We start from the raw sequence: 20,990 nt of genomic DNA, 5'->3' as shown, positions 1-20,990 counted from the left end.
GGTCAGCCGGTTGCGGTCCAGCGGGTAGACCCCGTCGAGGTAGGTGTCCCACTGCTGGATGGTCATCGTCCGCCCGCCCCCGTCGACCAGGCTCATCTGATTGTCCAGCACCGCCTGCGCGGTGCCCGGCGTCGCGAACAGTCCCGCCAGCACGGCGAAGAACGCCACCAGAACACGACCGAGATTCCTCATGGAGGCCCCTTAACCGCCGACGATGGTCATGACAGCTGTCTCATCGGTAACAGAGATCACAGTGTTACCAAAGCGGGTTACCACAGCGGGTTACCGCACCGGGTTACCGCAGCGGGTTACCGCAGCGGCCGGGGTGCGACGGCCGGTGCCGGCGGCGGCGGCTCGTCGGCCGGCACCGGGGTAGCCTCGCGTGGTGCTGCTGGCCTCGCTGAACCCCGCCGCGGTGGCCGCCGGAGCGGATCTGGCCGATGCGGTGCGGATCGGCGGCGCGACCCTCTCGCGCAGTGACCTGGTCGGCGCCGGGACGTCGGTGGCCGAGCGGGTCGGCGGGGCCTCACGGGTCGCGGTCCTGGCCACACCGGCCCCCGCCACGGTGCTCGCCGTCACCGGCTGTCTGATAGCCGGGGTGCCCTTCGTCCCGGTCCCGGCCGACGTCGGGGCGGCCGAACAGGCCCACATCCTCACCGACTCCGGCGCCCAGGCCTGGCTCGGCGACGTCCCCGCCGAAGCCGCCGGCCTGCCGCACGTTCCGGTTCGGCTGCATGCCCGGTCCTGGCACCGCTACCCCGAACCGGCGCCGCAGAGTCCGGCCATGGTCGTCTACACCTCCGGCACGACCGGTCCCCCCAAAGGCGCGGTGCTCAGCCGCGGCGCGATCGCCGCCGACCTAGACGCGCTGGCCCGGGCCTGGCAGTGGACCCCGGAGGACACGCTGGTGCACGGCCTTCCGCTGTTCCACGTGCACGGTCTGGTGCTCGGGCTGCTCGGCTCGCTGCGGGTGGGCAACCGCTTCGTCCACACCGGAAGGCCGACGCCGCAGGCATACGCGGCCGCCGGTGGTTCTCTCTACTTCGGGGTGCCCACCGTCTGGTCGCGGGTGGTCGCCGACCCGGATTCGGCCCGGGCGCTGTCGTCGGCACGATTACTGGTATCCGGGAGCGCGGCCCTGCCGGTCCCGGTGTTCGACCGGCTCGCCGAGCTGACCGGGCACGCCCCCGTGGAGCGCTACGGCTGCACCGAAACCCTGATCACCCTCAGCACCCGCGCCGACGGTGAGCGGCGCTCCGGCTCGGTCGGACTGCCGTTGGACGGAATGCGGACCCGCCTGACCGCGGAGGACGGTTCGGCGGTGCCGCACGACGGGGAAACCATCGGCAGTCTTGTGGTTTCGACACCCACGATCTTCGACGGCTACCTCAACCGGCCGGATGCCACCGCGGAGGGTTTCACCGCCGACGGCTGGTACCGAACCGGTGACGCCGCGGTCATCGGCCCTGACGGCATGCACCGCATCGTCGGGCGCGAGTCGGTGGACCTGATCAAGTCCGGTGGCTACCGGGTGGGTGCCGGTGAGATCGAGGCCGCACTGCTGGGGCACCCCGCGGTGGCCGAGGTGGCCGTTGTCGGGGTGCCTGACGAGGACCTCGGCCAGCGGATCGTCGCGTTCATCGTCGGCGAGGCCCGGCCGGAGGAGCTCATCGACTATGTGGCGCAGCAGCTTTCGGTACACAAGCGCCCGCGGGAGGTGCGGGTCGTGGACTCGCTGCCGCGCAACGCCATGGGCAAGGTGCTCAAGAAGGAACTGATGCGGTGAGCCTGCGCTTCACGGAGATCTGCCTGGACGCGTTCGACGCCGCGGCGCTGGCCCGATGGTGGTCGAGTGCCCTGGGCTGGCCGGTCGAGGCGGCCGAGGACGACGGCGAGTGGCTACTGCGCCCGCCTGGCGGTCAGGGTCCGGTTTGGTTGTTTCTGCCCGTACCGGAGGGGAAGTCGGTCAAGAACCGCATCCACTTCGATTTCACCCCCGACGATCAGGGTGCCGAGGTCGACCGCCTGATCGGGATCGGCGCACGCCGCGTCGACATCGGTCAGGGTGAGCAGACCTGGGTGGTGCTGGCTGATCCGGAGGGCAACGAGTTCTGCGTGCTGGCTCCCGGGTAGGCGCGCTGCGCTTCTGTCTAATTCGCGTGCAACGCTTCTGTCTAATTCGCGTGCAACGCGGTGTTCAGCGTGATGCCCGTGCCGTCGCGGGACACCACCTCCACCGCGCCGGTGACCGAATTGCGCCGGAACAGAAGATTGTTCGCCCCGGAGAGCTCCCGGGCCTTCACCGTGGCACCGTCTGCCATGGTGACCTTGGTACCGGAGGTCAGATAGAGACCGGCCTCCACCACGCAGTCGTCGCCCAGCGAGATACCCAGGCCGGAATTGGCGCCCAGCAGACAGCGCCTGCCGACCGAGATGACCTCGGTGCCGCCGCCGGACAGCGTGCCCATGATCGAGGCGCCGCCGCCGACATCGGAGCCGTCGCCCACCACCACGCCCGCCGAGATCCGGCCCTCCACCATCGAAGCGCCCAGCGTGCCGGCGTTGAAGTTCACGAAACCCTCATGCATGACGGTGGTGCCCGGCGCCAGGTGCGCACCCAGGCGGACCCGGTCCGCGTCGGCGATGCGCACCCCGCTCGGCACGACGTAGTCGACCATGCGGGGGAACTTGTCCACCCCGTACACCGTGACCGGCCCGCGGCGGCGCAGTCGCAGCCGCACCCGCTCGAAACCCTCGATGCGGCAGGGCCCGTAGTTTGTCCAGACCACGTTGGTCAGGGTGCCGAACACCCCGTCGAGGCTCAGCCCGTGCGGTTCGACCAGGCGGTGCGAGATCAGGTGCAGCCGCAGGTAGGCGTCGTAGGCGTCGGCGGGTTTGTCGGCAAGCACCGTCACGGTGCGGATCGGGACGACCTCGACGCCGCGGTCGGGGTCCGGGCCGGACAGCGCCGCCAGATCGTCGGGAACGTCTCCCGGGGCGATCCGGGTGGTGCCCGACGGGCTGTAGGCGCCCAGTTCGGGCTCGGGGAACCAGGCGTCGAGCACGGTGCCGTCCTCGGCGATGGTCGCCAGTCCGAAGCCCGCAGCAGAAGTCACGTGCACACCGTAGTCGATGCGGCCAACCCCGCCGGCTGACCGCTAGCCTGGTCAGTTGTGCTGAATCTGCGCGCCGACCCTGAGGTGCTCACCGCCGCGCTGATCGACATTCCCAGTGTCTCGCGCGACGAGCGGCGGATCGCCGACGCGGTCGAACACGCGCTGCGCGAGCAGACCGGCTACGAGGTGGTCCGCAACGGCGACGCGGTGCTGGCCCGCACCGGCCTGGGCCGCGCGTCGCGGGTGATCATGGCCGGGCACCTCGACACCGTCCCGATCGCCGGCAACCTCCCCGCCCGCCGCGACGCCGACCACATCTACGGATGCGGGGCCTCGGACATGAAATCCGGCGACGCGGTCTTCCTGCACCTGGCCGCCACTGTCGAGGACCCGGTTCACGACGTCACGCTGATCCTGTACGACTGCGAGGAGATCGAGTCGAGCGCCAACGGCCTCGGACGTATCCAGCGGGAACTCCCGGACTGGCTGAACGGGGACGTCGCGATCCTGGGAGAGCCTTCCGGCGGGTATGTGGAAGCCGGTTGCCAGGGCACGCTGCGCGCCGTCGTCTCCACAGCCGGTGTCCGTGCTCATTCGGCCCGATCGTGGCTGGGCGACAACGCCATTCACCGACTGGCGCCGGTGCTCGACCGGCTTGCGGCATACCAGGGCCGGGTCGTCGACATCGACGGGTGCACCTACCGGGAAGGGCTGTCCGCGGTGGGGATCGGGGGGGGAGTGGCCGGCAACGTGATCCCCGACGAAGCGTCGCTGACGGTGAACTTCCGGTTCGCCCCCGACCGCGGGCCCGACGCCGCGCTGGCTCACGTCCGCGAGGTCTTCGACGGCCTGCAGGTCGACGTGCGGCAGACCGACGTGGCCGCCGGCGCCCTTCCCGGGCTGCACCACCCGGCTGCCGCCGCTCTGGTTCAGGCCGCCGACGGGATGGTGCGGGCCAAGTTCGGCTGGACCGACGTGGCGCGATTCGCTGCGCTGGGCATCCCCGCGGTCAACTACGGGCCCGGTGACCCGAACCTGGCGCACCGGCGCGACGAGTGGGTGTCGGTCGCACAGATCGCCGCTGTGACCGCGACGCTCCGGCGCTACCTGAGCGGCTGATCAGGCCCGGCCCGCGAGTTCGCGGGCTTGTCTGCCGGCGTCGGCGGCCGCACCCTGGAAGCCCGCGCCGGCCAGCCGCTGTGCCGCCGCCGAAAGCCCCGCAGGGTCCCCCGCCGCCAGTGCCCGGGCGTGGGCGAGCGCGAGGTCGGTGTACTCGCAGACCACCGAGCCGGCGATCTGACTCATCGCATCCGCGGCCCGCCGGTCACCGAGCCGAGCGGCCTCGTGCCAGGCCCGCACCGCGACGGCCAGTTGCCCGCTGCGCTTGGCGGTGCGGGCCGCGTCGCGCGCGGCGGTCACCGCGGCGGGCCGGTCGCCGATGGTGGCCAGCCGCCAGGCCCGGGCGATTCCCAGTTCCGGAGCGAACAGTGCCGACTTGGTGCCGTGCCGGGATTGGGCGCGGGCCAGTGCTTTTGCCGACTCGGCGATCTCCCCCTGGTAGCCCAGCGCGGTGGCCAGGTACATCAGTGCCAGCGGGCCCCACGAGTAACCGGTCCGGTCAAGCGTGGCCGAGGCCGGGCCCAGCAGATCCGCGGCGGCCTTGGCGTCCCCTCTGGCCAGCAGCACCTGGGCCAGCAACACTTCGCCGATGGCGCGGCCCGGCTGCGCCAGTTCGGCGAAGTCGGTGAACCGGCGCGCTGCCTCGTAGGCCTCGTCGGTCTTGGCGGCCATCAGCAGGGTGGAGATCTCGGCCATCCCCACGGTGAAGCGGAGCAGGCCCGGATACTCCGACCCCAGGGCGCGGTCGACCGCCGCCCCCACCGCGTCGAACCGCCCGATCCGCGCCGAGCTCAGGGCCGCGGCGCTGCCCGCCCAGGCGACCGCGACGTCCGGTGCGTCGGCGTGGGCCAGCACGTCGTCGGCCACCTCGACGGCGCGGCGGACGTTGCCGGCGTTCATCGCGAAGGTCGCCGAGAGCGCATCGAGGGTGATGTGCGATGTTCGCGCTCCGGCCCGACCGCGCATGTTGTGCAGGAAGGTGGTGGCCCGTTCCGGCTCGGATAGCATCCAGAACTGGTTGGCCGCCCTGGGCAGGGCCCAGGCCATCATCTGCTCCTCGGAGAGCGTCGACGGGTCGATCGCCGCGAGCACGGCCTCGGCCTCCCGGCCCCGGCCCTGCCAGGCCATCGCCGAACTCAGCGCCAGCCGCGCCTCGAAGTGTTCGCCGCGGTCGAGCACCCCGCGGGCGAGCCGTTCGGCCAGCGCGAGGTCGCCGAGCCGCAGCGCCTCCCGGGCGGCGTTCACCACGTCGTCGGCGTCGACGGCTCCGCCGCCCTGCAGCGTGATCAGCGTCCGGGCCAGCCGGTAACCCGGGGTCTGGCTCGGCGTGCCGGCCAGTTGCGCCGCGACGGCGGTCCGCAACCGCTGCACCTCGGATCTGTCCAGCGCGTAGCCGAGTTGCTCGAGGAAGAGCGGATGACCGCTGTACACCGAGTTCGCGTGACAGCGGGCCACGCCGGCGTCGACGGCCGCCGCGACCGCCGGCTCGCCGGCCAGTGTCACCAGGTCGGCCAGCGGCAGCGGTTCGAACACACACAGGTAACCGAGCACCTGCCGGACCGGCGGCGCCAGCATGCCCAGGTACCGGTCGATCGCCGCGGCGAGGGTCTCGTCGTTGCCGCCGGTGGCGATCAGCATCCACAGTTGCAGCGGGTTGCCGGCGCTGCGCCGGTAGAGGGTGGCCGGCTCGGTTCCCCCGGTCGCGGCCACCACGGCGGCGGTCTCGTCGGCGTTGAGCGGGATCACCTCGAAGCGCTCCAGCAGGCCGTCGGTCCACAGCGCGCTGACGTCCTGGGGCACGCGCAGCACCGAGCGCACCGTCACGATCAGCGGACTGGCGCCGACCTGGGCCAGGTGGTAGACGAGACCGGCCGAAAGCGGGTCGAGCAGGCGGGCGTTGTCGACGATGATCGGCCGGCCACCGGCCTGGGCAAGAAGCGACTCGGCGGCAGACCGGATGAGCGCGGCCGGCTTTCCGTCGTGCCGGGCTTCGACAAGCGGGCCGAAGGCGCCGAACGGAACCGCGGACTGCGCCAGCGACCCGGTCACCCACAGTGGCTCGCCGCGGCCCAGCCGTTCGGCGGCCTGCGCGGCCAGCGTCGTCTTGCCGACGCCCTCGTTGCCGAGCAGCGCGACCCCGCGCGCGCCCGGCCGGTTGAGAATTTCGACGATGCGGTCCAGCGACTGGCGCGGGACCGTCACCCAGGCAAGCGGCATATTCAGACTGTATGGGGGAGGGCCGGAGGCCATGCAAGGAGCGGGGAATCGGGGCCACCGGCGCTCCCGGGTGAACCTGGCGGTCTAGGTTTTCGATGTGCCCGCCGAGGACGTGACCCGCGACGAGTGGTCGGTCTGCGTCTACTGTGCCTCCGGCCCGCGCCATCCCGACCTGCTCGACCTGGCCCGGCGGGTGGGCGAGGGTATCGCCGAGCGGGGCTGGACGCTGGTGTCCGGCGGCGGCAACGTCTCAGCGATGGGTGCGGTGGCCGCCGGTGCGCGAACGCGGGGCGGGCGGACCGTCGGCGTGATCCCCAAGGCGCTCGTGCACAAGGAGCTGGCCGACGTCGAGGCCGACGAACTGGTGGTGACCGACACCATGCGCCAGCGCAAGCAGGTGATGGAGGACCGCAGCGACGCCTTTCTGGCGCTGCCCGGCGGGATCGGCACGCTTGAGGAGCTGTTCGAGAGCTGGACCGCCGGCTATCTGGGGCTGCACGACAAACCTCTGGTGCTGCTGGACCCGGACGGCCACTACGACGGCCTGCTGCGCTGGCTGGACTCACTGGTGCCCGCCGGCTACGTCGCGCCGGCGGCGCTGGAGCGGCTACGGGTCGTCGGCGACATCGGTGGCGCGCTCGAACTGTGCGCGCCCGCGGGCGGCAGGGCGGGTACCCGGAAACCGCATTAGCCAAACCTGATAGCGAACTGATATTTTACTGGGAAGTCATAAAATCTCAGGTCGGGAAACTCTTGATGAGTGCTTCGAATTCAGTCGGCCGCGTGCGGGGACTTGCCCTGGCACTCGGCGTGGGTGCGGCCCTGTTGGCCGGGTCGGCGACGGCCGCGGCGGCCCCGGTCGCCCCGGATTCGACCGCGTCCGACCCGACCGACGCCGGTGCTTCGGCGCCGGCCCGGATCGCCAAGGGTCCTCTTGCCGCAAGGCGGTCAGTGGGCGCGCCCCGGCCCAGGGTGGCGTCGCGGGTGGCCCGTGCCGCGGCGGCGGCCCAGAGCCAGGCCGCAGCGTCCGACACCACCCCGCGCAACAGGGCCGACCGAGTCGCTCCGCAGCGCCGGGCGGATCGGGTTCTTGAACGCGTAATCGCCAGTGCCGCAACGCATGCGGTCGCCAAAGCCGAACCCGGAATCACCGCCCCGTTGCCGGGCCCGTCGGCGGCGGTGGCACCCGTGCCGCCGGCGGCCACGGTCGTGCCCGGCCTGGCCGCGGCCCTGCGTCCGCGAGCATCGTCGCCGGCTGCGGGCGCAATCCGGACACCCGCGGTGGCGCCGATGCTGCACGGTTCCCCCCGACTGGCGCCCGCGGACACCTCGACGACCGCCTCCGTCGCACTCCTGGCTTTCACCGCGGTGATCCAGTTCGCGGTGGTCACGGCGGTGGCGGCGCTGACTCCGGCGCCCCCCAGTCCCGCCGGCGCCGGCACGTCGCTGCCGCTGAACGGCTTCGACGTGGTCCCCAGCTCGGACGCGGAGATCACCTCCTTCTACGGCCGGTGGACGTATCTGCCCGGCGCGCCGAGCCTCGTCCAGGGCCGCCAGCAGTTCGACCTGGTCGACCCGACGACCTCGGAGAGCATCGGAAGCTTCGACGCGCTGGTGAGCAGGGGGACCGGAATCGACTACGTGACGCTGCTGGTCACCGCCACCGACGCAACCAACGTCGGCCCGGGCGCCGGGCAGATCCCGCCGGTCGGATCCCTGGTCTCCCACTTCCAAATCGGCCAGATCGGACTGTCCTACTCGGCGATGCCGTCGGCATCCGGCGACAACGTGGTGTCGTTCACGATCACCACGCCGAAGCGCGAGTTCGAGCTGGCGGTTCCGTTCGACGCAGCCAAGGGGATTGCCGATCGCACGGTGGACAACAGGCCCATCGAACTCGGCAACGGCTACAGCATCGCGCCGGCCGACCCCGATGGTGAAACCTTCACTGCGATAAGCGGAATCCTGCCTCTGTTCACCACTGTCCAGGGGAACCAGACGTTCAACGTCTACGACTCTGCAGGGAAACCGGTGGGCAGCTTCGATGGGGTCTTCACCACCACCTCGGACATCATCGGGACCTACACCCAGGCAATCCTGGTGACGGCCAGCGACGGGACCAACGTCGGTACCGCGGCCGGTCAGGTCCCGCCGGTGGGTTCGGTCTACAACGTCATCTACCGGGAGTCCGACGAACACTTCTTCCTGTACTCCTCGCTGCCCTCGCCGTCCGGCGACGAGATCTCGGTGATCGAGGTCGACCACGGCACGGTGACCAACAGCGCGCTGACCCTGATCAACGCTTCCGAGCAGCCGGTCTATGAGTCACTGCTGGCTGCCGACGGCTACCGGTTCGTCCCGACTTCCGAGTTGCGGCCGTCCGGAATCAACGGTCTTCCGCCCAGGGACGTCCAGGTTCAGGGCTATCAGCAATTCGACGTCTTCGACTCGGCCGGCACCCGGATCGGCTCGGTCGATGCCGATGTGGCGACGCAGTGGGACGCCTTCGGCATCCACAGCAAGGCACTGCTGGTCACCAGGGTCACCGAGGGCAGCCCCGGCGGCGGTCCCGGCGAGATCCCGCCGCCGGGATCGGTGTTCAACTTCCTGACGTCCGGTGACAGCGGGTTCAAGTCCGCGCACGCGGTGGTGCCCTCGCCGTTCGGCGACACGACGTCCTTCGAGATCGCCACGGCTCTGGGTGAGATTCCGCTGCCCTCGAGCAACGTCCCGGCGGCGGCGCGCACCAAGGTCACCTTCTTCAGCCCCTTCCAGAGCGTCTGAGAACGGCCGACCCCACGGCGCGGGGTTGCCGCCGTCGGCGCGATGGCACGATATGGGGCATGGGTGCAGGGCACCGTTCAGACACGGGTGCGACGTTCTGCGGCAGGCCGGTGGCCGCTGACAGGGCGCTGATCATGGCGATCGTCAACCGCACCCCGGACTCGTTCTACGACCGCGGCGCGACATTCACCGACGAGGCGGCCAAGGAGGCGGTGCATCGCGCGGTCTCCGAGGGGGCTGACGTCATCGACATCGGTGGCGTCAAGGCCGGGCCGGGAAACACCGTCGACGCCGACGAGGAGACCCGCCGGGTGGTGCCGTTCATCGAGTGGCTCCGTGCGGCCTACCCCGAGCAGTGCATCAGCGTCGACACCTGGCGGTCGTCGGTGGCCAAACAGGCCTGCGCGGCCGGCGCGGACGTCATCAACGACACCTGGGCGGGTGCCGATCCGGGCCTGCCCGAGGTGGCCGCGGAGTTCGGCGCCGGACTGGTCTGCTCGCACACCGGCGGAGCGGTCCCGCGCACCCGGCCGTTCCGGGTCAGCTACGGCACCTCGGTCACCGGGGTCGTCGATGCGGTCATCGCCGAGGTGACCGCCGCCGCCGAGCACGCCGCGCGAGTCGGGGTGCGTCGGGACGGAATCCTGATCGACCCGACACATGATTTCGGGAAGAACACCTTCCACGGACTGACGCTGTTGCGGCACGTGGGGGATCTGGTCGAAACCGGGTGGCCGGTGCTGATGGCGCTGAGCAACAAGGACTTCATCGGCGAGACCCTCGGCGCGGAGCTGACTGAGCGGCTGGAGGGCACCCTGGCGGCGACGGCGCTGGCCGCCGCCGACGGTGCCCGGATGTTCCGGGTGCACGAGGTAGGACCGACCCGCCGGGTGCTGGAAATGGTCGCGTCGATCAAGGGTGAGCGTCCGCCGGCACGTACCGTGCGGGGCCTGGCGTGACTGCGCTGCAAGGGAACTGGCTGGCCGACCACAGCTGGCATCACCCGCCCTGGACGGTCGCGGAGCTGGTGGCCGCCAAACGGGGCCGCACCGTTTCGGTCGTGCTGCCCGCCCTCAACGAGGCCGAGACGGTGGGCGCGGTGATCGACACGATCACCCCGATGCTGGGCGGGCTGGTCGATGAACTGATCGTGCTGGACTCCGGGTCCACCGACGACACCGAGGCCCGGGCCCTCGCCGCCGGCGCGCGGGTCGTCGGCCGCGAAGAGGCGCTGCCGGAGATTCCGCCGCAACCCGGCAAGGGCGAGGCGCTGTGGCGGTCGCTGGCCGCCACCTCCGGAGACGTCATCGTCTTCATCGACTCCGATCTGATCGACCCGGACCCGATGTTCGTGCCGCGGCTCCTCGGGCCGCTGCTGACCCGCGACGGCATCCATCTGGTGCGGGGCTTCTACCGTCGGCCGCTGCGGCTCGGCGGTGGCGAGGACGCCACCGGGGGCGGCCGGGTCACCGAGGTGGTCGCCCGGCCGCTGCTGGCCGCGCTGCGCCCGGAACTGGGCTGCGTGCTGCAGCCGCTGGGCGGGGAGTACGCCGGCACCCGCGAACTGCTGACGTCGGTGCCGTTTGCCGCGGGCTACGGCGTTGAGATCGGCATCCTGATCGACACCTACGACCGGTTCGGCCTGGGCGCGATCGCACAGGTCAATCTCGGGGTGCGCACGCACCGCAACCGGCCACTGAGCGAACTCGGCCCGATGAGCCGCCAGATCATCGCCACGCTGCTTACCCGGTGCGGGATCGCCGACTCCGGGATCGGGCTGACCCAGTTCCTCCCCGGCGCCGACGGCCGGGACGGCTTCACCACCCGCACGTCGACGGTGTCACTGGCCGACCGTCCGCCGATGAACACCCTGCGCTGATCGTCGCCGTCGGCCGCAGCCGGGTCGGGTGGCAGGATCGCGGGTGTGACGATGATCCTGATGTACCTCGTGGTGCTGATCGTGGTGGCCGCCGTCCTCTTCTGGACAGCCAGTTACCTGTTCGGCCGTGGCGAACAGCTGCCGCCGCTGCCGGCCGGCACGACCGCCACGATGCTGCCCGCCGCGGATGTGACCGGTGACGACGTCGAGGCGGTCAAGTTCACCCAGGTGCTGCGCGGCTACAAGACCAGCGAGGTGGACTGGGTGCTCGACCGGCTCGCAACCGAGCTCGACGCGTTGCGGGCCGAGCTGGCCGAGGCCCGTGCCGCCGCCGGCTGGTCCGGGCACAGTAGCCGTCAGTGGCCGGCCGAGGACGGCCGGCACGGTAGCCGTCAGTGGCCGGCCGACGCGGATGCCGATTGACCGGCGACAACCGGATCCGTTGTCAGTGGGCGACAGCCGGCGGGACACCTGACTGGGACCTGCTGTGTGACTACCACGACCACGAGTGGGGGCGGCCTTTGCGGGGGCGCACCGAGATGTTCGAGCGGATGACGCTCGAGGCGTTCCAGAGCGGACTGTCCTGGCTGGTCATCCTGCGCAAGCGGGCCGGCTTCCGGCGGGCTTTCGCCGGCTTCGACATCGAGACCGTCGCCGGCTTCACCGGAAGCGACGTCGGGCGGCTGATGGCCGACCCGGGCATCGTGCGCAACCGGGCCAAGATCGAGGCCGCGATCGCCAACGCCCGGGTTGCGGCGGACCTCGGCGTCGATCTGTCCGATCTGCTGTGGTCCTACGCGCCGCCGGCCCGCCCCAGGCCCGCCACCGGCGCGGATGTGCCGTCACAGGCCCCGGAGTCGGTCGCGCTGGCCCGTGACCTCAAGCGCAGGGGGTTCCGCTTCGTGGGTCCGACCACCGCCTATGCGTTGATGCAGGCCACCGGCATGGTCGATGACCACCAGCGCGATTGCTGGGTGCCACGGGTCCGGTAACACCCCTTGGCCGCCGATAGGGAAGAATGGACGCAACTAGAATCAACCTGCCCCTGGTACCCGTGCCGGCGGCTTGCTCGATCTGGAGGGAGAACTCGATGGCGGCGATGAAGCCCCGGACCGGTGACGGTCCGTTGGAAGCGACCAAGGAGGGGCGTGGCATCGTCATGCGGGTTCCACTGGAGGGCGGCGGCAGGCTGGTCGTCGAGTTGACCCCCGACGAGGCCGCTGCCCTGGGCGACGAACTCAAAGGCGTCACCAGCTAACTGCTCGACCCGCGAAACCCCGCGCCTGCGCGCGGGGTTTCGTGCTGCCGGTCGGCTTAGGCCGAAACCGCGCGATAGACGTCCAGCGTCTGCTCGGCGATCCGCGCCCAGGAGAACTCCTCGATGCAGCGCCGCCGGCCGGCCTCCCCGAACCGCGCCCGCTTCGCCGGGTCTTCCACCAGCGCGTTGACCGCCTCGGCAAGCCCGGCCTCGAAGGCCCGCGGGTCGTCCGGGTCGTAGTGCACCAGGGTGCCGGTGACGCCGTCGTCGACGACCTCCGGAATGCCGCCGACGTCGGAGGCCACCACGGCCGTTCCGCAAGCCATCGCCTCCAGGTTGACGATACCGAGCGGTTCGTAGACCGACGGGCAAACGAAAGCCGTTGATGCGGAGAGTATTTCGCGTATCTCATGCACCGGTAGGAAATCCCTGACCCAGAACACGCCGCTGCGTTCCGAGGCGAGCTTGTCGACCGCCGCCCTGACCTCGGCGGCGATCTCCGGGGTGTCGGGCGCTCCGGCGCACAGCACCAGTTGGACCTCCGGGGCGAACCCGTGCGCGGCGGCCAGCAGATGCGGAACGCCTTTCTGCCGGGTGATCCGTCCCACGAAGGCCACGATCGGCCGGGTCGGGTCGACACCGAGCTCGGCGAGCACCGACTCCGCTGGATCCGGCGGCGCCGGATACCAGACGTCGGAGTCGATGCCGTTGCGCACCACGTGCACCCGGCCGGGATCCAGGTCCGGGTAGACCTTGAGCACATCCCTGCGCATACCCGAACTCACCGCGATCACCGCGTCGGCGGCGAGCACCGCGGTGCGCTCCACCCACAGCGACACCCGGTAGCCGCCGCCGAGCTGTTCGGCCTTCCACGGCCGCATCGGTTCCAGGGAGTGCGCCGTCAGCACATGGGGCACCCCGTGCAGCATCGACGCCAGATGACCGGCCATGCCGGTGTACCAGGTGTGGGAATGCACCACCGTGGCCGGGCGGTCCGGAGTCGAGGCGGCATCTGCCATCCTCAGGTCGGCCGACAGCGTCGAGAGCGCCGGGTTGGCCTCGGCCAGCGCGGGGTCGGGCTGGTGGGCGAAGGCGGTGGGCCGCGGGACACCCATGCAGTGCACGTCGACCTCGCAGAGCCGGCGCAGCTGCGCGACGAGTTCGGTCACATGCACGCCCGCGCCGCCGTAGACCTCGGGCGGATACTCCCGGGTCATCATCGCCACCCGCATATCGCTGACCGTAGTGCGCCGACATGCGCTTCGGGGTGAAACCCCGATTGAGCTAGCCGTCGCCGACGACGGGTGGTTAGGTTGGTTTCCATGAGGGAGTTGCCGCACGTGCTGGGCATAGTCCTGGCCGGGGGTGAGGGCAAACGCCTCTACCCACTGACCGCGGACCGGGCCAAGCCCGCAGTTCCGTTCGGCGGCGCCTACCGTCTCATCGACTTCGTGCTGTCGAATCTGGTCAATGCGCGTTATCTGCGCATTTGCGTTCTGACCCAGTACAAGTCGCACTCCCTGGACCGGCACATCTCGCAGAACTGGCGTCTCAGCGGCCTGGCGGGGGAGTACATCACGCCGGTTCCCGCCCAGCAGCGCCTCGGGCCGCGCTGGTACACCGGTTCGGCCGACGCGATCTATCAGTCGCTGAACCTGATCTACGACGAGGACCCGGACTACATCGTGGTCTTCGGCGCCGATCACGTGTATCGGATGGACCCCGAGCAGATGGTGAAGTTCCACGTCGAAAGCGGCGCCGGGGCAACGGTTGCCGGCATCCGGGTGCCGCGACTGGAGGCCGGCGCCTTCGGGTGCATCGAGGCCGACGAGTCCGGCCGCATCCGCAGTTTCGTGGAGAAGCCCGCCGACCCGCCGGGCACGCCGGACAATCCCGAGCAGACCTTCGTGTCGATGGGCAACTACATCTTCACCACCAAGGTGCTCATCGACGCCATCCGCGCCGACGCCGACGACGACACCTCCGACCACGACATGGGCGGCAACATCATTCCCAACCTGGTCGCGGACGGCATGGCAGCGGTCTACGACTTCAACGACAACGAGGTTCCCGGCGCCACCGAGCGCGACCACGGCTACTGGCGCGACGTCGGAACGCTGGACGCCTTCTACGACGCGCACATGGACCTGGTCTCGGTGCACCCGGTGTTCAACCTCTACAACAAGCGCTGGCCCATCCGCGGAGAGTCTGAGAACCTCGCGCCGGCCAAGTTCGTCAACGGCGGATCGGCTCAGGAGTCGGTGGTGGGCGCGGGCAGCATCATCTCGGCGGCGTCGGTGCGCAACTCGGTGCTGTCGAGCAATGTGGTGGTCGACGACGGCGCCATCGTGGAGGGCAGCGTGCTGATGCCGGGCGTGCGGGTCGGCCGCGGTGCGGTGGTGCGCCGGGCCATCCTGGACAAGAACGCCGTCGTCGGGCCCGGCGAGATGGTGGGGGTGGATCTGGAGAAGGACCGCGAACGCTTCGCGGTCAGCGCCGGTGGTGTGGTGGCGGTCGGCAAGGGCGTCTGGATCTAGCCCGGGCCCTCCGCCGCCGCGGCCAGGCGCCGCCGCTTGCGCCGGCGCAGCAGCCACCAAGCGCTCCAGATCAACGCGATCAGCATGATCGCCACCAGGGCCGGGATCAGGATCGCGATGACCGACAGGCTCACACTGGTGACGTCCTCGATAGTGCTGAGCACCGGGGCGGCCACGCCCGCGGTGGCCACGTTGGCGGCCGGGCGCACCGCGGTCTTGGTCAGGTGCACCACCAGTGCGGTCACCACGCCGATCGCGACCGGCACCCACTGACCGGTGCGGGCGAACTCCACCGGGTCGGTCACGGCCGCGGTCTGGGCGGCGGTACCCGAGCCGAACACGATGCCGCCCGAGGTCGGCCGGACGAAGGTCTGGACGGTGTCGTTCACCGAGTCCAGCGCCGGGACCTTGTCGGCGACGATCTCCACCAGCAACAGCACCGCGACGACCCCGATCACCCAGCCGTTCTCCAGCCAGGACCAGCCCGCGGGCAGGTGGATCAGGTTGGTGAACCGGCCCAGCAGTCCCAGCATCAGCAGGGGGATGTAGGCGTTCAGTCCGGCGGCGGTGGCCAGGCCGAAACCCGTCATCACTTCCATGCCGGCCTCCTCGAACCCGACATCAGTCGCGGACCGCCACCAGGATGCCGTCGCCGAGAGGCACCAGCACCGGCGCGAACCGGTCGTCCTCGGCGATCAGCCGGGCGGCCTCGCGCACCGCGGTGACGTCGTTGTCGTGGGCGCCGGGGTCCCCGGCGCGGCCGTCCAGGGCGGCGCGGTGCACGACGATCACGCCGCCGGGGCGCAGCAGTCGTACCCCTTCGACGACGAAGTGCGCCTGATCGGCCGGTGCGGCGTCGATGAACACCAGGTCGTAGGAGCCGTCGGCCAGGCGGGTGAGTACATCCTGCGCCCGACCGGAGATCAGCCGGGTCCGGCCCGGGCCGATGCCGGCCTCGGTGAACGCCTGCTTGGCCAGACGCTGGTGCTCGGGTTCGATGTCGATGGTGGTCAGCACGCCGTCCTCGCGCATCCCCGAGAGCAACCACAGTCCGCTCACTCCGGCGCCGGTGCCCACCTCCACGACCGCCTTGCCGCCGGACAGTCGCGCCAGCAGGCCCAGCAGGGCGCCGGCAGCCGGGGTGACCGCGCCCGCGCCCGCGTCCAGGGCGCGCTCGCGGGCGGCCCCGACGATCGAGTCCTCGGAGATGGAGGCCTCGGCGTGGTTGAGCATCCGGTCGGCCCGACTGGGGGCCGGTTGGGGAGCCTCGCGCGTCTCCGAATCGTCGGTCGTTGACATTCTCGCAGCGTAGATCAACCGCGGCGTCCGGTGGGCCGACGCGCCCTGTCCGGTGCGCGGTGCGCGACGCGCCGTTGAGCCAGTCTAAGGAAATTGCTCAGAAATTACCGATTCGTGATGTTCGGCTCAGTAACCATTGTTTTAGCCCTGGCATCACAGGTAACCTTTACTTTGCTCACAACGGTCGCACAACCCGATGCGGAAAGCTGTCGTCCATGAAATGCCGCAATGGCTGGGGAGGGAATACCCCTGAGGAAACCGGCGTTCTCCCGTGTGACGCGCTCGCCGGCACATGGCTGGCGGCGCACGAACGCCAGGAGGATCCGACGAGCACCACACTGACGGCCCAGCTCAGCACGTCCGGCGACTCCGACGCCGTCGCCGGCTGGGTCGAGCCGGACGAGGGTCTGCAGGGAACCGCCGTCTTCGACGCGACCGGCGACCGGGCGGCCATGCCGTCCTGGGACGAACTCGTCCGCCAGCACGCCGATCGGGTGTACCGGCTTGCCTACCGATTGTCGGGCAACCAGCACGACGCCGAGGACCTCACCCAGGAGACGTTCATCCGGGTGTTCCGCTCGGTGCAGAACTACCAGCCCGGAACGTTCGAGGGCTGGCTGCACCGCATCACCACCAACCTCTTCCTCGACATGGTCCGGCGCCGCGGCCGGATCCGGATGGAGGCCCTCCCCGAGGACTACGACCGGGTGCCGGGCAGCGACCCCAACCCCGAGCAGATCTACCACGACTCCAGGCTGGGTCCTGACCTGCAGGCGGCGCTGGACTCGCTGCCGCCGGAGTTCCGCGCCGCGGTCGTCCTGTGCGACATCGAAGGACTGTCCTACGAGGAGATCGGCGCCACCCTCGGCGTCAAACTCGGCACCGTGCGCAGTCGCATCCACCGCGGCCGGCAGGCCCTGCGCGACTATCTCGCGGCTCACGGCCGCACCGAGGTGAAGTCGGCCTGAGTTAGCCGTCGGAGTCCCGTCACACCATGTATTCAGGTCGTCTTCGCGCTACATTCGTCCTAGCGGCTTCGCGGATCGGCTTCGGCCCCGCGAGTCCGCCGACGATCCGCAGAGGAGCGCAGCCGATGGCCGATCCGGGCGACGTGTTCCGGCGCGCGCTGTCCTGGCTGCCGTCGAACTTCGTCTCGGTGGACGAGTCCGCCCTCGCCGCGCCGCGACAGTTCGGGTCGACCGACCACCTCTCCATCGAGGCCGTCGCCGCCTACGTCGACGGCGAACTGCCCATGAAGGCCCACCTACGGGCCGGCGGCCACCTGTCGCTGTGCCCGCAGTGCGCGGCAGAGGTGGAGGCTCAGGGCCAGGCACGTGCCGCGCTGCGGGACTCGTGTCCGGTGACCATGCCCAGCACCCTGATGGGGTTGCTGGCGCAGATACCGGAATCCACGCCGCCGCAGTCCGCACCCGGCGAGGCGCTCCCCCCGCCCGGCGAGGATCAGGGGGACGGCACTCCCCGCGGCAGGCGTAAGCGCCGGTAGGCTGAATCCACCAGCCAGCGCACGCCGCTGGCCCGTTGCCGAATGTCCGGATTGAGGTTGATTTGAGTTCCGACAAGGAAACATCGGGCGGAAGCCATCGGCTGGCGCCGCGACCGGTCTCCCGTCCGCCGGTCGATCCGGAGTCGGTGCGCACCTTCGGCCGCCCGAACGGGGTCGACGGCTCGTTCGTCGCCGATGGCCGGCCCACCGCGCGCGATGCGGAATTCGCGCCGAGAGCCAGGCCTGCCGACCCGGTTCTCCAGGAGGCCTTCAGCCGGCCGTTTCCCGGGGGCGAGTCGCTGCAGCGGCACCCCACCGACTCCGGGGCCCTCGACGCCGTCGACCCGGGAGCCGGGGCGGCCGATGACCCGTGGCGGGATCCCGCCGCCGGAGTGGCGCTGGGCACCCCGGCCCTGGAGCGGCCGACGCCCGTCCTGGTCGGCCCCCCGCCGGGCAAGCTCGGTGTGCGCGAGGTGCTCTTCGGCGGCCGGGTGTCCTACGTGGCGCTGGCCGTGCTGGGTATCAGCGCCCTGCTGATCGGGATGGTCGGAGGCTGGGTGGGCCGCAAGACCGCCGAGGTGGTCGAGGCGTTCACCACCTCCAAGGTGACGTTGTCGACCTCGGACAGGGGAGAGGTTCCCGCGGGCCGGTTCGCGCAGGTGGCCGCATCCGTCGCCGACTCGGTGGTCACCATCGAGGCCAAGAGCGACGACCAGGGCTCGCAGGGGTCCGGAGTCGTCGTCGACGGCCGTGGCTACATCGTCACCAACAACCACGTCATCTCCGAGGCCGCCGCCACTCCCGGGAAGTTCAAGATGACCGTGGTGTTCAACGACGGCAAGGAGGTCCCGGCCAACCTGGTCGGCCGCGACCCCAAGACCGACCTGGCCGTCCTCAAGGTCGACAACGTCGACAACCTCACCGTCGCCCGGTTGGGCGACTCCGAGAAGCTCAAGGTCGGTGAAGAGGTGATCGCCGCCGGCGCTCCGCTGGGCCTGCGAAGCACCGTCACCCACGGCATCATCAGCGCGCTCAACCGCCCGGTCCCGCTCTCCGGCGAGGGATCCGACACCGACACCGTCATCGACGGGGTCCAGACCGATGCGTCGATCAACCACGGCAACTCCGGCGGACCGCTGATCAACATGGACTCCGAGGTGATCGGTATCAACACCGCCGGAAAGTCGTTGTCGGACAGCGCAAGCGGCCTCGGATTCGCCATCCCGGTCAACGAGGTCAAGGCGACCATCGAGTCGCTCATCAAGGACGGCAAGGTCGCGCACCCGACTCTGGGGCTCACCGCCTCGTCGGTCAGCAACGACCTGGCCTCCGGCGCCCAGGTACGCAACGTCGTCGCCGGCGGACCCGCGGAGAAGGCGGGTATCTAGGAGAAGGACGTCGTGGTCAAGGTCGGCGACCGCGCGGTGGCTGACGCCGACGAGTTCGTCGTCGCCGTGCGGCAACTGCCGATCGGGCAGGACTCCCCGATCGAGGTGATGCGGGAGGGTCGCAAGGTCACCCTGACGGTCAACCCCGCGCCGGACAAGGCCTCGGGCGGCTAGTCTCCATGTTCGCCAACGTCGGGTGGGCGGAGATGCTCCTGCTGGTCGTGGTGGGCCTGGTCGTGCTCGGACCTGAACGGCTACCCGGCGCCATCCGCTGGGGCGCGGGAACGATCAAGCAGGTGCGCGAATACCTCAGCGGCGCAACGAGGGAACTGCGCGAGGAGTTAGGGCCCGAGTTCGACGACCTGCGTCAGCCGCTCGGCGAATTGCAGAAGCTGCGCGGTATGACGCCACGGGCGGCGATCACCAAGCACCTCCTCGACGGCGACGATTCCTGGCTTACCGGCGAGTTCGAGGCGGGGCAGCAGCGCAGCACCGTCAAGCCGCAGAGCACACCGGCGCCACAGGCCGGGCCGGCCCCGTTCGACGCCGACGCGACCTAGGACCCCCGAGCGGTTTCAGCGACCGGCCGGGTCGAGCCCCAGTGACAGGCCGGCCAGCCCGCGGCGACGGGACGCCAGCTTGTCGGCGACGCCGCTAAGTTCGCGGGCCGCGGCCGATTCCGGCGCCGACAACACCAGCGGCACGCCGGAATCCCCGGCGGCCACCAGGGCCGGGTCCAGCGGAATCTGCCCGAGCAGGGGCACCTCGGCGCCGACCGCGCGGGTCAGGCTCTCGGCCACCTGGCGTCCGCCGCCCTCGCCGAAGACGGCCATGGTGGAGCCGTCGGGCATCAGCAGACCGGACATGTTCTCCACCACGCCCACGATGCGCTGGCGGGTCTGCAGAGCGATGGCACCGGCGCGCTCGGCCACCTCGGCCGCCGCGATCTGCGGTGTGGTCACCACCAGGATCTCCGCGCCCGGCAGCAACTGCGCCACCGAGATGGCCACGTCGCCGGTCCCCGGCGGCAGATCGAGCAGCAGGACGTCCAGGTCGCCCCAGTACACGTCGGCCAGGAACTGCTGCAGCGCCCTGTGCAGCATCGGGCCTCGCCACACCACCGGAACGTTGCCCTGGGTGAACTGCGCGATCGAAATCACCTTCACGTCGTGGGCGACCGGGGGCAGGATCATCGACTCGACCTGGGTCGGCCGGTCGGAGGTGCCCATCATCCGCGGCACCGAGTGGCCGTAGATATCGGCGTCGAGCAGGCCCACGCTCAAGCCGCGTGCGGCCAGAGCCGCGGCCAGATTGACTGTGACGCTTGACTTTCCGACGCCGCCCTTGCCCGAGGCGACGGCGTACACCCGGGTCAGGGAGCCCGGTTGGGCGAACGGGATGACCGGTTCGGCGGCATCGCCGCGAAGTTGCTTGCGCAAGTCGGTGCGCTGCTCGTCGCTCATCACGTCCAAGTCGACGCTCACCGCGCCGGTGCCGGGAACGTCGGCCACCACGGCGCTGACGCGGTCGGTGATCTCGGCCTTCTTGGGGCAGGCCGAGGTGGTGAGATAGATACCGACCTCAGTGGCGCCATCGGGTCCGACGGTGACGCTCTTGACCATGTTGAGTTCGGTGATCGGCCGCCTCAGTTCGGGATCGATGACCTTCGCCAGGGCGGCGCGAACGGCGTTCTCGAGTACAGTAGACATCGACGCCGAGTCTAGATGCGGCCCATCCGCCCGCTCCGCGGGCGCCGAGTGTCAGGCGGCCGGTCCGGGCGGTGCCCCCAGCGGTGCGCCGGCCCCCGGTCCGGGAGGCGGTGGGGGCGCGGGAAGCCACGGTGGCGGCGGCAGGGCCGGCGCCTCGGCGGCCGGCGGCGGGGCCGGGGC

At 70.6% G+C, this 20,990-nt stretch carries 20 protein-coding genes and 2 pseudogenes; 15 read left to right on the top strand and 7 right to left on the bottom strand.

Annotated elements, in window-relative coordinates:
- A pseudogene (locus ACKOQ4_RS14950) lies at window positions 1-192 on the bottom strand (MspA family porin); the annotation flags it as partial.
- Between the two features lie 193 nt (window positions 193-385).
- Here ACKOQ4_RS14950 and ACKOQ4_RS14945 point away from each other — a divergent pair.
- Together ACKOQ4_RS14945 and ACKOQ4_RS14940 are read left to right on the top strand one after the other, a co-directional pair.
- Complete coding sequence (locus ACKOQ4_RS14945) at window positions 386-1,786, top strand: AMP-binding protein (RefSeq protein WP_526293194.1); 1,401 nt, start codon at window positions 386-388, stop codon at window positions 1,784-1,786.
- Complete coding sequence (locus tag ACKOQ4_RS14940) at window positions 1,783-2,133, top strand: VOC family protein (RefSeq protein ID WP_526293192.1); 351 nt, start codon at window positions 1,783-1,785, stop codon at window positions 2,131-2,133. Before ACKOQ4_RS14945 ends, ACKOQ4_RS14940 begins: the two co-directional genes overlap by 4 nt.
- Window positions 2,134-2,174: 41 nt before the next feature.
- On the opposite strand, the gene dapD is transcribed toward ACKOQ4_RS14940, so the two are convergent.
- Window positions 2,175-3,116 (bottom strand): 2,3,4,5-tetrahydropyridine-2,6-dicarboxylate N-succinyltransferase, encoded by a 942-nt coding sequence (gene dapD, locus ACKOQ4_RS14935; RefSeq protein ID WP_526293190.1) that lies wholly within the window; start codon window positions 3,114-3,116, stop codon window positions 2,175-2,177.
- A gap of 57 nt (window positions 3,117-3,173) precedes the next feature.
- On the opposite strand from dapD, the gene dapE reads away from it, so the two are divergent.
- Window positions 3,174-4,235 carry a succinyl-diaminopimelate desuccinylase gene (gene dapE / locus ACKOQ4_RS14930; RefSeq protein ID WP_526293188.1) on the top strand — a complete coding sequence of 354 codons (1,062 nt, stop codon included), beginning with the start codon at window positions 3,174-3,176 and terminating at the stop codon, window positions 4,233-4,235.
- On the opposite strand, the gene ACKOQ4_RS14925 is transcribed toward dapE, so the two are convergent.
- Window positions 4,236-6,452 (bottom strand): AAA family ATPase, encoded by a 2,217-nt coding sequence (locus tag ACKOQ4_RS14925; RefSeq protein ID WP_526293186.1) that lies wholly within the window; start codon window positions 6,450-6,452, stop codon window positions 4,236-4,238. It abuts the gene before it with no gap.
- A 97-nt stretch (window positions 6,453-6,549) separates the two neighbouring features.
- Here ACKOQ4_RS14925 and log point away from each other — a divergent pair, with 97 nt between their 5' ends.
- The 7 genes from log to ACKOQ4_RS14890 all read left to right on the top strand — a co-directional run bounded on the left by log (window position 6,550) and on the right by ACKOQ4_RS14890 (window position 12,373).
- Window positions 6,550-7,143 carry a cytokinin riboside 5'-monophosphate phosphoribohydrolase gene (gene log / locus ACKOQ4_RS14920; protein WP_526293184.1) on the top strand — a complete coding sequence of 198 codons (594 nt, stop codon included), beginning with the start codon at window positions 6,550-6,552 and terminating at the stop codon, window positions 7,141-7,143.
- A gap of 92 nt (window positions 7,144-7,235) precedes the next feature.
- Window positions 7,236-9,236 (top strand): hypothetical protein, encoded by a 2,001-nt coding sequence (locus ACKOQ4_RS14915; protein WP_526293182.1) that lies wholly within the window; start codon window positions 7,236-7,238, stop codon window positions 9,234-9,236.
- A gap of 59 nt (window positions 9,237-9,295) precedes the next feature.
- Window positions 9,296-10,195, top strand: coding sequence for a dihydropteroate synthase (gene folP / locus ACKOQ4_RS14910; RefSeq protein ID WP_526293180.1), 900 nt, complete (start codon window positions 9,296-9,298; stop codon window positions 10,193-10,195).
- A gap of 5 nt (window positions 10,196-10,200) precedes the next feature.
- Window positions 10,201-11,115 carry a glucosyl-3-phosphoglycerate synthase gene (locus ACKOQ4_RS14905; protein WP_526293196.1) on the top strand — a complete coding sequence of 305 codons (915 nt, stop codon included), beginning with the start codon at window positions 10,201-10,203 and terminating at the stop codon, window positions 11,113-11,115.
- A gap of 45 nt (window positions 11,116-11,160) precedes the next feature.
- Window positions 11,161-11,538, top strand: coding sequence for a DivIVA domain-containing protein (locus ACKOQ4_RS14900; RefSeq protein WP_526293178.1), 378 nt, complete (start codon window positions 11,161-11,163; stop codon window positions 11,536-11,538).
- The gene (locus ACKOQ4_RS14895; RefSeq protein WP_526293176.1) at window positions 11,535-12,107 is read left to right on the top strand and encodes a DNA-3-methyladenine glycosylase I; all 573 of its coding nucleotides are present in this window, start codon (window positions 11,535-11,537) and stop codon (window positions 12,105-12,107) included. The genes ACKOQ4_RS14900 and ACKOQ4_RS14895 overlap by 4 nt, the downstream gene beginning before the upstream one ends.
- A 98-nt stretch (window positions 12,108-12,205) precedes the next feature.
- Window positions 12,206-12,373 carry a DUF3117 domain-containing protein gene (locus ACKOQ4_RS14890; RefSeq protein WP_003406247.1) on the top strand — a complete coding sequence of 56 codons (168 nt, stop codon included), beginning with the start codon at window positions 12,206-12,208 and terminating at the stop codon, window positions 12,371-12,373.
- 56 nt (window positions 12,374-12,429) lie between these two features.
- Here the strand turns inward: ACKOQ4_RS14890 and glgA are convergent, their stop codons facing one another.
- The gene (gene glgA / locus ACKOQ4_RS14885) at window positions 12,430-13,605 is read right to left on the bottom strand and encodes a glycogen synthase (protein ID WP_526293174.1); all 1,176 of its coding nucleotides are present in this window, start codon (window positions 13,603-13,605) and stop codon (window positions 12,430-12,432) included.
- A 90-nt stretch (window positions 13,606-13,695) separates the two neighbouring features.
- Between glgA and glgC the strand changes: the two genes are divergently transcribed.
- A complete protein-coding gene (gene glgC / locus ACKOQ4_RS14880) occupies window positions 13,696-14,910 on the top strand; it encodes a glucose-1-phosphate adenylyltransferase (protein ID WP_526293172.1) in 1,215 nt (404 codons plus the stop codon).
- On the opposite strand, the gene ACKOQ4_RS14875 is transcribed toward glgC, so the two are convergent.
- Complete coding sequence (locus ACKOQ4_RS14875; protein ID WP_526293170.1) at window positions 14,907-15,509, bottom strand: DUF4126 family protein; 603 nt, start codon at window positions 15,507-15,509, stop codon at window positions 14,907-14,909. The genes glgC and ACKOQ4_RS14875 overlap by 4 nt on opposite strands.
- A 22-nt stretch (window positions 15,510-15,531) precedes the next feature.
- Window positions 15,532-16,209, bottom strand: coding sequence for an O-methyltransferase (locus ACKOQ4_RS14870; protein ID WP_526293168.1), 678 nt, complete (start codon window positions 16,207-16,209; stop codon window positions 15,532-15,534).
- Between the two features lie 215 nt (window positions 16,210-16,424).
- On the opposite strand from ACKOQ4_RS14870, the gene sigE reads away from it, so the two are divergent.
- The 4 genes and pseudogenes from sigE to tatB all read left to right on the top strand — a co-directional run bounded on the left by sigE (window position 16,425) and on the right by tatB (window position 19,661).
- The gene (gene sigE / locus ACKOQ4_RS14865) at window positions 16,425-17,177 is read left to right on the top strand and encodes an RNA polymerase sigma factor SigE (RefSeq protein ID WP_526293166.1); all 753 of its coding nucleotides are present in this window, start codon (window positions 16,425-16,427) and stop codon (window positions 17,175-17,177) included.
- A 125-nt stretch (window positions 17,178-17,302) separates the two neighbouring features.
- Complete coding sequence (gene rseA / locus ACKOQ4_RS14860; protein WP_526293164.1) at window positions 17,303-17,713, top strand: anti-sigma E factor RseA; 411 nt, start codon at window positions 17,303-17,305, stop codon at window positions 17,711-17,713.
- Between the two features lie 62 nt (window positions 17,714-17,775).
- Window positions 17,776-19,275: pseudogene (gene htrA / locus ACKOQ4_RS14855) on the top strand (serine protease HtrA).
- Between the two features lie 5 nt (window positions 19,276-19,280).
- Window positions 19,281-19,661 carry a Sec-independent protein translocase protein TatB gene (gene tatB / locus ACKOQ4_RS14850; protein ID WP_526293162.1) on the top strand — a complete coding sequence of 127 codons (381 nt, stop codon included), beginning with the start codon at window positions 19,281-19,283 and terminating at the stop codon, window positions 19,659-19,661.
- Window positions 19,662-19,676: 15 nt separating this feature from the next.
- Here the strand turns inward: tatB and ACKOQ4_RS14845 are convergent, their stop codons facing one another.
- Window positions 19,677-20,810, bottom strand: coding sequence for a P-loop NTPase (locus ACKOQ4_RS14845; protein ID WP_526293160.1), 1,134 nt, complete (start codon window positions 20,808-20,810; stop codon window positions 19,677-19,679).
- Window positions 20,811-20,990: the final 180 nt, after the last annotated feature.

Origin of the sequence: Mycobacterium sp. (genome assembly GCF_046095365.1) — a bacterium.
GTDB lineage: Bacteria > Actinomycetota > Actinomycetes > Mycobacteriales > Mycobacteriaceae > Mycobacterium.
The sequence above is the reverse complement of the archived record's forward strand: the minus strand, read 5'-3'. Positions and strand labels throughout refer to the sequence as shown.